This window comes from Phocaeicola sp. ICN-14070 (assembly GCF_037892625.1).
Classification (GTDB): Bacteria; Bacteroidota; Bacteroidia; order Bacteroidales; family Bacteroidaceae; genus Phocaeicola; species Phocaeicola plebeius.
On record NZ_JBBKBF010000026.1, the window covers coordinates 36,268 to 48,809 of the forward strand.

The window sequence follows — 12,542 nt, forward strand, 5'->3', positions numbered from 1 at the left end:
ATGCAACTCCAGGCCATTTTTTAATGTAATTTTTCAGGATGTGCAAAGTATGGTATAAAATATATATGTAATTTTACAACCGTTTTCATTCACCAATATTCAGATGCAATGAATTTTGAACTGATATCCGACTATCAGCCTACCGGCGACCAGCCGGAGGCCATCACCCAACTGACTGAAGGTATCCGGCAGCATGTGCCTGCACAGACGCTGCTGGGAGTAACCGGCTCTGGAAAGACTTTTACCATTGCCAATGTCATCAAGAACATCAACAAACCGACACTGATTCTGAGTCACAACAAGACACTGGCTGCCCAGCTTTACGGGGAGTTCAAGAACTTTTTCCCTCACAACGCAGTGGAATATTACGTGTCTTACTACGACTATTATCAGCCGGAAGCATACATTCCGTCGACCGATACTTATATTGAAAAAGACCTGGCCATCAACGAGGAAATCGACAAGCTTCGTCTGGCTGCGACCTCTTCCCTCCTTTCCGGACGGAAGGACGTCATTGTAGTGTCGTCCGTATCGTGTATCTACGGTATGGGAAATCCGGCAGATTTCTATAACAACGTGATTGAAATCAAAAAAGGAAAGTTACTGGACCGCAACGTGTTCCTCCGCCGGCTGGTGGACAGTCTGTACGTACGGAACGACATCGAGCTGAACCGTGGCAACTTCCGTGTAAAAGGTGATACGGTGGACATTTTCCTGGCTTATACCGACAGTGTACTGCGGGTAATGTTCTGGGACGACGAGATTGACGGTATTGAAGAGATAGACCCGGTTTCAGGACACCGTATCAGTACGTTCGAAGAATACAAGATTTATCCGGCCAACCTGTTCATGACCACCAAGGAAAGTACGCTCCGCGCCATTCATCAGATTGAAGACGATCTGACCAAGCAGGTAGCCTACTTTGAAGAAATCGGTAAGCCCTACGAAGCAAAGCGTCTGTACGAGCGTGTGACCTACGATATGGAAATGCTGCGCGAACTGGGACATTGTTCGGGGATTGAAAACTATTCACGTTACTTCGACGGACGCGAACCGGGCACCCGTCCCTACTGCCTGCTTGATTTCTTTCCCGAAGATTTTCTGATTGTCATCGACGAAAGCCATGTCAGCGTGCCGCAAATCAGGGCCATGTACGGCGGCGACCGTGCCCGCAAGACAAACCTGGTGGAATACGGATTCCGTCTGCCGGCCGCCATGGACAACCGTCCGCTTACATTCGAAGAGTTCCAGCAGATGGCCAAGCAGGTAATTTACGTGAGTGCCACTCCGGCAGAATACGAACTGCAACAGAGTGAAGGTATCGTAGTGGAACAGGTGATTCGTCCTACGGGACTGCTGGACCCGGTAATTGAGGTGCGTCCCAGCCTGAACCAGATAGACGACCTGATGGAAGAGATTCAGCAACGCATCGAAAAGGAAGAGCGCGTGCTTGTCACCACCCTGACCAAACGCATGGCAGAAGAACTGACGGAATACCTGCTCAACAACGGTATCCGCTGCGCTTATATCCATAGTGACGTGGAGACACTGGAACGTATCAAAATCATGGACGAACTGCGAGAGGGCATCTACGACGTGCTGGTGGGTGTCAACCTGCTGCGTGAGGGACTGGACTTGCCAGAGGTGTCGCTCGTAGCGATTCTGGATGCAGACAAGGAAGGTTTCCTGCGTTCGCACCGCTCGCTCACCCAGACGGCCGGACGTGCTGCCCGCAACGTGAACGGAAAGGTCATCATGTATGCCGACCGCATTACGGACAGTATGCGACAGACCATCGACGAGACCAACCGCCGACGGGAGAAGCAGCTGGCTTACAACGAAGCACACGGCATCACGCCGAAACAGATTACCCGTTCACGCGCCAATGCCCTGCTCGACATCGAAAAACAGTCGTCTCAGGAAAACAGCAGCAAGTCCAAAGAGCCACGGGCTTATACCGAGACCGAAGCCCAGCTTCATGCAGCCGCAGACCCTGTGGTACAATATATGTCAAAGGGCCAGTTGCAGAAGAGCATCGAACAGACCCGCAAGCTGATGCAGGAAGCCGCCAAGAAGCTGGACTTTATCGAAGCGGCACAATACCGCGACGAGTTGCTTAAACTTGAGGAGCTTCTGAAAGAAAAGTCCTGATATTGGCCAGGGCTTTCTGCGACAAACGCTCTACGCTTTGAATGGGTTTTCCGGATATATAAGGTGTATACAGCACATTCGGAATATCCTTCAGAGCATCACGAGCCACGCCCATTCCGGTCGCATCACACAAGTAATAGCTGTGTTTGCATGTTCCCAGCCATTTCTTCAGGGCATCTACTTCAAAAGTAGGTCCTACAGATGTATTTACCAGTATCTTACGGTCGCCCATCAATGCAAACTCTGGCTCACCCAGCAGGTAATTGTTGCGCGGCAAGCATCCAGCACACGCCGACGGATAGGCGTACGGAAAGATACCAGCAGGCAGTCGGCATTGCCAATACGGCGGATAACTCCCTCTTCTTCAGTGGGAAAATCATGATATACAACCACTTCTTCCCCTATTGTTTTCAATTGTTCGAGCGCCGCTTCATTCAGCAATGTCTCGTCTACGGCTACTATTTTCTTGAAATTCATATCTTCTTTATGTAAATTATTCATTCGAAAGTACATAAAACCCGATAATACAGCAAGCAAAATCTGCAGAGTTTTATGAAAAAAAGATAGCAAACCAATTGGCTTTCAAACGTACTTGTATTTGCCATAAAACGTAAGTATATTTCATTTCAAACACAAGTGCATTTAAAACAAAACACAAGTACATTTCAGGGCAAATATCTAAGCGTTTTGATTAAAACGTACTTGCCTTTTTTACGCCGTCATAGGAGACTAAATAAGCATCTAATATACAGCAATTTACACAAGTCTATCCCAATTGCCAACAAACAAAGAGCCCCGAAAGACTCAATACAAGTCTTCGGGGCTCTCCTATTTATCAATCTCTCTTTATTATTTTGCTTCGTTCAAGTCGATGCCTTTGTTGCGCAGTGTCATGGCCATCAGACGAACATAGCTAGAATACTGCTTGTCGTCCAGCGTCTGCTTCATCAATTTCAAGTTACCGTAAACAGCTTTACGAACTTTTTCTTTGTTTTCTGTCTTTGAAGAATTTGCACGAGTCATTTCCTGTTCAAAGTAGTCGCAGATGTCAGCAACCTTTTCGTGCTGGTTAGATGAAAGATTCAAATATTTAGTCAGCTTTGACTTGTTGATTGAACCATTCCATTTCTGTGCATTGTTGTCCTGTACACCTTCTGCAAACATAGAAACTGAAAATACCAATGCGGCTGCTAATGTTAATCCTAATCTTTTCATACCTTTAAAATCTTTTACCTAAAAACTTTGTTACCTAAATAATTTAAAATCTAGCTTAGCTCGAGCTTTTTTCCTTTTACCGATACAAAGATAAGAATATGTTGGATAACATAAAAACAAACCACAAAGAAAATCGCTTACCCCTATCATTTATTGACGTACATCAAGAAAGGCATAGCAAAATGAACAATTTCTTAACTATTTTGTAATATAAAGCTTCATTTCACACCTAATTAATTACCCTTTGAACCATATCTACACAAAAAAAGGCTTTCAGGAAATTTCCTGAAAGCCCTTTGCTTCATTATGTCATAAATTCTGCGGATTATCCACCGAAGTTATCATACATGATAGAAGACTCTTCTACGCCGAGGCTATCCAGCATAGCGACAACTGCCTTCGACATCGGACCAGGACCACACATGTAGTATTCGATGTCTTCCGGAGCTTCGTGGTCTTTCAAGTAAGTATTCAACATTACCTGATGAACGAATCCTGCTGTATACTTCACGCCAGCTGCATCGGCTGCAGGGTCCGGACGGTCCAAAGCCAGATGGAAGTGGAAGTTCGGGAAGTCTTTTTCCAGTTTCAAGAAGTCGTCCAGATAGAACACTTCGTTCAATGCACGCGCACCGTAGAAGTAATGCAACTCACGGTCAGTAGTATGCAATGTACGAGTCATGTGCATAATCTGTGCACGAAGCGGAGCCATACCGGCACCACCACCTACCCAAATCATTTCCTTCTTAGAATCGAAAATCGGGTGGAAGTCTCCGTAAGGACCACTCATCAATACCTTGTCACCCGGTTTCAGGGTAAAGATATAAGAAGAAGCGATACCCGGATTTACATCCATGAATCCGCTGCGGTCTGGCTTGAACGGAGGAGTTGCAATACGTACAGTCAACATGAATACGTCACCTTCTGCAGGGTAGTTAGCCATAGAGTAAGCACGGATAGTTTCTTCTTCGTTCTTACATTTCAAGCCGAACAAACCGAATTTTTCCCATGCAGGCAAGTATTCAGCACCGATAAGATCTTTGTCGATATCCTTGTTGTAATCCATTTCGAATTTAGGAATCTTAATCTGTGCGTATGAACCCGGAATAAAGTCCATGTGCGCACCCTTAGGCAACTGCACCTTGAACTCTTTGATAAAGGTAGCCACGTTCTTGTTGGAGATAACTGTACATTCGTATTCCTTTACACCCATTACAGATTCAGGAACCTTGATAGCCATATCTCCCTTCACTTTCACCTGACAGCCCAGACGCCAGTGGTCTTTCTGCTGTTTACGGCTGAAGTGGCTCACTTCAGAAGGCAGGATTTCACCACCACCTTCTACTACCTGACATTTACACTGTCCGCAAGAACCCTTACCACCACAAGCAGAAGGCAAGAACACTCCGTTTACGGCCAATGTATTCAGCAATGTAGAGCCAGACTCTACTTCCATATCCTTATCGCCGTTGATAGTCAGTTTCACATTACCGGAAGCAACGAGGAAATTCTTTGCTACCAGCAGGATGACTACCAGCACCAGAATAGTCACGAGGAATACTCCAATGCTTGCTAAAATAAAATTCATATCCATTGTCTTATTCCTTTCCTATTAGATGTTCAAACCAGAGAAACACATAAATGCCATTGCCATCAGACCTACAGTGATGAATGTGATGCCCAAGCCTTTCAGCGGAGCAGGCACGTCAGAGTAAGCCATTTTTTCACGGATAGCAGCCAAACCTACGATAGCCAGCAACCAGCCGATACCTGAACCCAGTGCGTAAGAGATAGAATCCCAGATGTCGCCGATGTATTTAGCATCAGACGGGCTCAGAGTGATACGCTGCTGCATGAACAGAGAAGCACCCATGATGGCACAGTTTACAGCAATCAACGGCAGGAAGATACCCAGTGACGCATACAGTGAAGGACTGAAGCGTTCTACAATCATTTCTACCAGCTGAACGATAGCCGCAATTACGGCAATGAAAAGAATGAAGCTCAGGAAGCTCAGGTCAATTCCCAGAATGCCGTCGGCAGCCAGCACCTTCGTCTGCAGAAGGTAGTTCACCGGTAAGGTAACCACCAGCACGAAAGTTACGGCGATACCCAGACCGAGGGCAGTCTTCACGTTCTTCGATACCGCCAGGTATGAACACATACCCAGGAAGAACGCAAATATCATATTGTCCACAAAGATTGAGCGGACCAATAAACTAAAAAAATGTTCCATAATTCTGGATTTTTAATTTCCGTTGTTGGTTAATAATTATTCTTTTTCTTGCAACTCTTTGTGTTTTGCACGCTGATACCAAATCAGGCAAGCTACGATGATCAAAGCCATCGGCGGCATCAACATCAAACCGTTGTTTACATAACCGGCATTCTTTACAGCCTCATAGTTCAGGATGTTGAAGCCCAACAGTGTTCCTGAACCCAGCAATTCACGGAAGAATGCAACGATTACCAGAATCTTGGCATAACCCAGACCGTTACCAATACCGTCAAGGCATGATTCCCACGGACCGTTTGACATAGCAAATGCTTCCAGACGTCCCATCAGGATACAGTTGGTAATGATCAAACCTACGTATACAGACAACTGTACGCTCACGTCGTAAGCAAAAGCTTTCAGCAACTCACTTACGATAGTTACCAAAGCTGCTACAACTACCAGCTGTACGATGATACGAATACGGTTAGGCACTGTCTTACGCAACAAAGAAATCACTACGTTAGAAAAAGCAGTAATAATGGTTACAGAAAGACCCATCACGATGGCCGGCTCCAGCTTGGAGGTTACAGCCAATGCAGAACAGATACCCAACACCTGTACGGTTACCGGGTTGTTCATGCCTATAGGAGTAGAAAATACTTCTCTGTTTTTAGCTGAAAATAAACTTCCCATTTTCGTTCTCCTCCTTATTCTTTAGATGTTAAAAATTTAGCGTAATGTGTCATACAGCCTTTCAACATGGCATCTACACCAACTGAAGTGATTGTACCACCAGAGATACCGTCTACCTGGAATTCCGGATTTTCAACTTTTCCGTTCTTTACAACTCCCAGTGCAACGGCTTCACCGTCCATTACATGCTTGTCCTTAAATTCACTCTGGAAATGTTCTGATGCGATTTCGGCTCCCAAACCCGGAGTTTCAGACGCATGAGAGAAGTAAGTTCCGTATACTGTATTCTTGTCTTCGTTCAAGGCAACATATCCCCAGATAGCCCCCCAAAGACCAGCACCATATACCGGAATTACATATTTAGTCTGTCCTTCGATTTCACATACGAAGATGTGAGCACGACCGTTTTCCTTGAAATCTTTTTCGTAAGAAGTCACGAAAGCGCCTTCATACGGAGTCAGTGTGCCGTCTTCAGCTACCACCATATCCGATTTCACTACTTTAGCAAATTCAGCTTCTGCATCTTGCACACCTTTGATGCCCAGTGAAGAAAGAATCTGCTTCTTTGTATCCAGCTCTACGTTCTTTCCCTGCAAGTCACGCAAAGAAGAGTTCACGAAAGCCAGCAAGAATGCTACGATAACAACCATTACCGAAGCATAAATGATAGTATAAGAGTTACTATTAGTATTCATTGTATTTTCGGTTTTTATTTGTTAGACATAGCACGTTTTGCACGGCGAGAAATGTTATTCTGAACTACTACATAGTCAATCAGCGGAGCGAAGATGTTCATCAGCAGGATAGCCAACATCATACCTTCAGGATAACCCGGGTTCAATACACGGATAATGATTGCCATGGCACCAATCAGGAAACCATATACAAATTTGCCGTTTTCAGTACGTGAAGAAGTTACAGGGTCTGTAGCCATAAACACGGCACCGAAGCAGAAACCACCCAAGCACAAGTGTTCGTACCAAGGCATCTTAGCCATTGCAGTGTCCGGACCGATGGTATTGAAAATCCATCCCATTACCGCACCACCTACAAATACTGACAACATTGTCTTCCAGCTTGCCACACCTGACCACAACAGGATAACCGCACCGATAGCAATAGCGATTACGCTGGTTTCACCGATAGAACCCGGAATCAGACCAGTTACCATATCCCAAGAGAAAGCAGGATATGCCATCGCATCAGTTGCAGTAGAAGCCTGTCCCAGTGCTGTAGCAGCAGTCAGACCGTCTACATTGCTTCCCAAGCCAAAGATGCTGTCGCTAGATACCCATACAGTATCACCAGACATTTTGGTCGGATAAGCAAAGAACAAGAATGCACGAGTAATCAATGCAGGGTTAAAGATGTTCATACCTGTACCACCGAATACTTCCTTTGCAAAAATTACAGAGAAAGCAGTAGCTACAGCCAGCATCCACAACGGACAGTCAACCGGCACAATCATTGGAATCAGCATACCTGAAACCAGGAAACCTTCCTGAATTTCTTCCTTCTTCCACTGAGCTACCACAAATTCGATACCCAGACCCACTACATATGATACAATGATTTTCGGCAGTACAGCCAGGAAACCATAACCGAACATTTCAATGAAACTGCCTTCTACATTTGCAGCATGGAAATGCTGGTAACCCACATTATACATACCGAACAGCAAGGCCGGTATCAGCGCAATCACCACGAACGACATGATACGTTTGCTGTCTATCGCATCGTGGATGTGCGTACCTGTCTTCGAAGTAGTGTTCGGAACAAACAGGAATGTTTCAAACCCGTCGAACACAGAACGAAAAGCATGAAATTTGCCTCCCTCTTCAAAGTTAGGCTTTATCTTATCGAGATAATTTCTTAACGCGTTCATTTATTAATAATCGTTTTAGTTAGCATTAACACATTTCACGGCGGAGCATGTCGAGTCCGTCACGAACAATACGCTGCAATTCCATCTTTGAAGAGCAGACAAATTCACACAAGGCAAAGTCTTCTGGAGCTACCTCGTAAATACCCAGTGCTTCCATACGGTCAATATCGCCCGCGATGATTGCCTTAATCAGGTATTCCGGCAGAATGTCCATCGGAAGAACATGGTCGTATTCATTCGACATGATCATGTGGCGTTCACCACCCTTCACACGTGCATCCAACACATATTCTTTCTTCTTACCCATCATCCAGCTGAAATAAGAACGGCTGGTACTGAAATCATTGAAACGCGGCATGATCCAACCCAGCATTTCGTGAACGTCGCTTCCTTCCGGAATTACGGTCAACTGGCTGTGGAAAGCTCCAAGATAACCGTTGGCAGAAATCTGCTTACCGGTCAGCACGTTACCGCTGATGTAGCGCAAAGCCTTGTCTTTTGTTACGTTGTTTTCGAATACACCTGTCAGCTGTGCACCTACTTTCAATTTCACGTATGCAGGTTTAAGTACTTCAGAACCTGTCACTGCTACCGTGCGGGTAAAGTCTACATGACCCGTATTGAACAGACGGCCAATGAAGACAACAGCCTGCGGATCGATAGTCCAAACTGTTTCACCCTTGTTTACAGGAGCGATGTGGTTAATCTGTACACCAACGTTACCAGCAGGATGCGGTCCGTCAAATACAGTTACTTCCACGTTCTTCGCCTGCGTCAAAGCCGGTGATTTCTGATTTACACTGATACTCAGGTATGTCTTGGCTATCTTAGCCAACGCATCCAATCCAGTCTGGAAGTTTGCTTCTTCGCCAGAGAGCGCCAGTTCGAATTCTGGAGCCAGCGGGTTTGTGTCGAATGCAGAAACGAAGATAGCACGAGGTGCTACAGTCGGATCAGCCACTACGTCATACGGACGCTGACGGATAAACGCGAACAAACCGGCATTCAGCAGCATTTCTTTTACAGCAGCACCATCAAGTGCAGCTACGCTCTTCTTACCGAATTCTTCAAAGTCCTGTTCCGTAGCAGCCTGTACGGTGATGCTCATCACCTTACGTCTTGCCCCACGTTCCACGCTTGTCACTACGCCGCTTACCGGCGAAACAAATTTCACTTCTGGATGATTCTTGTCTACAAACAAGGGTCCTCCGGCCATCACATATTCCTGTTCCTTAACGACCACTTTCGGAGTCACGCCTGTAAAATCATCGGGACACAGAGTATAGAATCCCGGCTCTTTCACAGCCACCACTTCCGCAGCCGCCTTACCTTTCAGGTTTATGTCCAAGCCTTTACGCAACTTAATTAAATTTGCCATATTAGGTTATAAAAAATGGTTTTGTATTTTGCGTGCAAAATTAAATAAAAAAGAGGTGAAAAAAGAATATTTGCCCATCGAATTAGAGAAATATTTCTTTATATCGAAAGGCAAATATTAAATAACGATGACAAAAGAGGCTATTCTGCCATATAGAGAGAGCAAAATCTAACTTAATATCCTTTGTGCTGGTGCAGCTGAGGATTCATGTCAATCACTTTTTCCGGAATCGGGAAGACGGTAGTATAGCCGTTTTCCTCCCCAGGAAGCTGCGGACGACAACTGTATGAACGGGTAAAAACCCCGAAACGAATCATATCCTGCCGTCTCCAGCCCTCCCAGGCCAGTTCCATCATTCGCTCATCCAGCAAATTTTCCAATGTAGCAGTTCTAGGAGCCATACCTACCCTACTTCTCACTAAATTCAGTTCTGCATCGCCATTTTCCCCATTCCGCACCTTGGCCTCACTTTGCATGAGCAACACGTCGGCATAGCGGAACAACACGATGTCATTGTCTAGCAATTTTCCATCCTTAAGCCCCGTCTTATCGACTTCGTATTTTTTCATTCGGGCTCCGGCTGTTTTCTCGTACGGCTTTCCTGACACATCCAAGGCTACGTTCCAAGGCTCATATACCAATGGAGTAACCCCGTCATCCAGCAAGATCTGATTTCCCTCCAAATCTTTTACCGGACCGGCAAAATAACAGTAATCAAAACGGGCATCCACCTGTGGCGTATCGTAACCGAAGGTTTCCAGTACCTCTTTTGTCGCTGATGAGCCATTTTCTCCACTCAGCCCATACGCCTTGGCATGGTTGTAATGCCGCGAACGGAACAGACAGATAAACTGGTTGGTGTATAAGGTCTTGCTCATGGGGATGACAAATATATTCTCCTCTGAGGACTCATTGAACACGGCAAAGTTGGCTGTATAATCCTTTTCCAGGGTATATCCTGCTGCTGTAATCTTCTCACAATAATAGTTCACCGTTTGCCAGGCATTCAGACGTTGTCCCTCCACTTCGAAAAAGATGGATTTCCCATCCGGACGGCTTCCGTCTGTCCAGTCATCATCGGTATAAACTTCCGCATTCAAGGCTAACTTAGCGAGCAAAAACCACACCACAGGCTGTGTCATTCGCCCGTAATACACGCCCGGCTGATTGCTCCGTTCTTCACTCAAAAGAGAGGAAGATTCTGTAAGCTCTTTTACAATGAAATTAAACACTTTAGAGCGCTTTTCCTGAACAATATCTTCAACTGCCGGATCACTCTTTTCAATCAGTGGAACACTCCCGAACAAATCCATGATATAATAATAAAACATGGCTCTCAATGCCCGGACTTCAGCCACACAATCTGCTACATTTTCTTCGGGATGTTTTTCAGCAAAATCCTGTATTCTTTCCAAAGAACCATTACACAAAATCACCGTACGATACAGGTATTCCCAAGTGGCATAAATCGCCTCATTGTTCACTCCCCAGCGATGCAGATATAATCCCTGCCAGAACCCGCCGTCATACCAGTCCCCTCCACGTGTGGGCATGATAGTCTCATCGGTAGTAAATGTATTCAAATCATAGATACCTCGACCTGTCCCTTGAAGACCCTGACTATCGACATATCCGCCCACGTAATTATACAGTGAAAGCACCCCATTTTTCTGCACGTCCGACAAGGTAGAATATGCCGTTTCTTCATCCAGACGGTCCTTCGGATTTTCTTCCAGATAACTGCTGCAAGAAGCCCATGAAAGAAGAGAAAACGACGCAAATAGTATTGAGTATATTCTTTTCATAATAAGCAGATTAAAAGTTAAGACCTAAACTAATCATATAAGTTCTTGAAAGAGGGTATGTACGCTTGTCATCCACTCCGAAAGTATTGTCCACCAAGGTAGAATTAATCAGCGGAGTCAGCCCTGAATAACCGGAGATTGTACCCAGGTTATTAATGGTCAGTGCCAGGCGTGCCCCGTGCAAGAAACGCTGTTTTTTGATAGGCACATTCCAACCCACAGTCAGGTAATCAAAGTTCACATAATTGCCGCTTTCCAGCCAGTAATCCGTTGCCGTCAGGTCATGTATATTCCGTGCCGGAGCCTCTGCCAACACATTGTAGTCCGGCAAGCTGTTCATATTCATGTAACTCAGTGCCGTACCATTGTAAATCTTATGCCCGAATGCTCCGTTTATCTGCAACGATACATCAAAACGTTTGTAGCGGAAACTGATGTTGGAACCTAACAAAGTCTTAGGAGTAGCCTGTCCGGCCACGTAACGGTCTTCCCCATCTTCCAGATTCACACCTCCTCCATTCAAATCAGCAATCTGATAGGTATATCCTCCATTCCCGTCCGAAACCAGCCCTTCACAATGCGGCAGATAGAAAACACCCAACGGCTGTCCTACGATCTGATACACGATATTATTGTATCCGCCATGCAGTCCCGCACCGTTCAGTCCGGCCAAAGCCGTATATTGCGCCGCACTGATATATTCTCCTTCATACATACCGCTCAGCGACAGCAATTTATTCCGTTGGAAAGTTACGTTTGCGTTGATATTCAGCTCCATATCCTTGGTCCGTAAGGGAGTGATACCAATGGAAAGTTCCGTTCCACTGTTCCGCATGGAGCCCAGATTAGCCAAGAGTTTGTTATAAGCAAACGGAGGAACACTGACATCATACATATACAGCATATCCCTTGTTTTGGAGAGATAATAATTCACCGACAGCAACAAGCGGTTTCCGTAGAATCCCATGTCCACCCCTGCATTGAAGGTCGACTTGACTTCCCATTTCAAATCCGGATTGACATTTTTCAAGCTCTCATACGTCACCAAAGGCGAGTTTCCCACCGGAGTTACCCCGTTAGGACGCACCAGCGCCATGGTAGTATACGAATCAATCCCTCCCTGATTTCCTGCCAATCCGTATCCCAATCGCAGCTTCAGGTTATCAATCAGGTGAAAACGTCTCATAAACTTCTCAC

Annotated in this window: 12 protein-coding genes; 1 reads left to right on the plus strand and 11 read right to left on the minus strand. The window is 45.5% G+C overall.

The window, feature by feature from the left end; all coding sequences use genetic code 11:
- Window positions 1–108 precede the first annotated feature (108 nt).
- Window positions 109–2,151, plus strand: a complete 2,043-nt coding sequence (uvrB, locus tag WKT20_RS08970) for an excinuclease ABC subunit UvrB (protein ID WP_118163612.1) — start codon at window positions 109–111, stop codon at window positions 2,149–2,151.
- Here the strand turns inward: uvrB and WKT20_RS08975 are convergent.
- The 11 genes from WKT20_RS08975 to WKT20_RS09025 form a co-directional block, all read right to left on the minus strand.
- The gene (locus WKT20_RS08975; RefSeq protein ID WP_340417246.1) at window positions 2,117–2,383 is read right to left on the minus strand and encodes a hypothetical protein; all 267 of its coding nucleotides are present in this window, start codon (window positions 2,381–2,383) and stop codon (window positions 2,117–2,119) included. The two genes, uvrB and WKT20_RS08975, sit on opposite strands and share 35 nt — an antisense overlap.
- On the minus strand, window positions 2,383–2,628 hold the full coding sequence (locus WKT20_RS08980) for a hypothetical protein (protein ID WP_340417247.1): 246 nt from the start codon (window positions 2,626–2,628) through the stop codon (window positions 2,383–2,385). The genes WKT20_RS08975 and WKT20_RS08980 overlap by 1 nt, the downstream gene beginning before the upstream one ends.
- Window positions 2,629–3,000: 372 nt before the next feature.
- Window positions 3,001–3,366, minus strand: coding sequence for a hypothetical protein (locus tag WKT20_RS08985; protein WP_007558159.1), 366 nt, complete (start codon window positions 3,364–3,366; stop codon window positions 3,001–3,003).
- Between the two features lie 325 nt (window positions 3,367–3,691).
- On the minus strand, window positions 3,692–4,960 hold the full coding sequence (gene nqrF, locus WKT20_RS08990; RefSeq protein WP_007558158.1) for an NADH:ubiquinone reductase (Na(+)-transporting) subunit F: 1,269 nt from the start codon (window positions 4,958–4,960) through the stop codon (window positions 3,692–3,694).
- A gap of 18 nt (window positions 4,961–4,978) precedes the next feature.
- Entirely contained in the window at window positions 4,979–5,602 is a 624-nt protein-coding gene (gene nqrE / locus WKT20_RS08995; protein WP_007558157.1) for an NADH:ubiquinone reductase (Na(+)-transporting) subunit E, read from the minus strand.
- Window positions 5,603–5,638: 36 nt separating this feature from the next.
- A complete protein-coding gene (locus WKT20_RS09000; RefSeq protein WP_007558155.1) occupies window positions 5,639–6,277 on the minus strand; it encodes an NADH:ubiquinone reductase (Na(+)-transporting) subunit D in 639 nt (212 codons plus the stop codon).
- Window positions 6,278–6,291: 14 nt separating this feature from the next.
- Window positions 6,292–6,972, minus strand: coding sequence for a Na(+)-translocating NADH-quinone reductase subunit C (locus WKT20_RS09005; RefSeq protein ID WP_007558153.1), 681 nt, complete (start codon window positions 6,970–6,972; stop codon window positions 6,292–6,294).
- Between the two features lie 14 nt (window positions 6,973–6,986).
- Window positions 6,987–8,162 carry an NADH:ubiquinone reductase (Na(+)-transporting) subunit B gene (locus WKT20_RS09010; RefSeq protein ID WP_007558151.1) on the minus strand — a complete coding sequence of 392 codons (1,176 nt, stop codon included), beginning with the start codon at window positions 8,160–8,162 and terminating at the stop codon, window positions 6,987–6,989.
- Window positions 8,163–8,187: 25 nt separating this feature from the next.
- Entirely contained in the window at window positions 8,188–9,540 is a 1,353-nt protein-coding gene (locus WKT20_RS09015) for a Na(+)-translocating NADH-quinone reductase subunit A (RefSeq protein WP_117701649.1), read from the minus strand.
- 173 nt (window positions 9,541–9,713) lie between these two features.
- Window positions 9,714–11,345, minus strand: coding sequence for a RagB/SusD family nutrient uptake outer membrane protein (locus WKT20_RS09020; RefSeq protein WP_340417248.1), 1,632 nt, complete (start codon window positions 11,343–11,345; stop codon window positions 9,714–9,716).
- A gap of 10 nt (window positions 11,346–11,355) precedes the next feature.
- The coding region (locus WKT20_RS09025) for a TonB-dependent receptor domain-containing protein (protein ID WP_340417249.1) at window positions 11,356–12,542 on the minus strand (1,187 nt) is incomplete at its 5' end.

Coding starts and splice junctions, on each gene's coding strand:
- WKT20_RS08980 (WP_340417247.1), bottom strand. CDS start 2,628: ATGAATTTCAAGAAAATAGTAGCCGTAGACGAGACATTGCTGAATGAA.
- WKT20_RS09000 (WP_007558155.1), bottom strand. CDS start 6,277: ATGGGAAGTTTATTTTCAGCTAAAAACAGAGAAGTATTTTCTACTCCT.
- nqrF (WP_007558158.1), bottom strand. CDS start 4,960: ATGGATATGAATTTTATTTTAGCAAGCATTGGAGTATTCCTCGTGACT.
- WKT20_RS08985 (WP_007558159.1), bottom strand. CDS start 3,366: ATGAAAAGATTAGGATTAACATTAGCAGCCGCATTGGTATTTTCAGTT.
- uvrB (WP_118163612.1), top strand. CDS start 109: ATGAATTTTGAACTGATATCCGACTATCAGCCTACCGGCGACCAGCCG.
- nqrE (WP_007558157.1), bottom strand. CDS start 5,602: ATGGAACATTTTTTTAGTTTATTGGTCCGCTCAATCTTTGTGGACAAT.
- WKT20_RS09005 (WP_007558153.1), bottom strand. CDS start 6,972: ATGAATACTAATAGTAACTCTTATACTATCATTTATGCTTCGGTAATG.
- WKT20_RS09015 (WP_117701649.1), bottom strand. CDS start 9,540: ATGGCAAATTTAATTAAGTTGCGTAAAGGCTTGGACATAAACCTGAAA.
- WKT20_RS09010 (WP_007558151.1), bottom strand. CDS start 8,162: ATGAACGCGTTAAGAAATTATCTCGATAAGATAAAGCCTAACTTTGAA.
- WKT20_RS09020 (WP_340417248.1), bottom strand. CDS start 11,345: ATGAAAAGAATATACTCAATACTATTTGCGTCGTTTTCTCTTCTTTCA.
- WKT20_RS08975 (WP_340417246.1), bottom strand. CDS start 2,383: ATGGGCGACCGTAAGATACTGGTAAATACATCTGTAGGACCTACTTTT.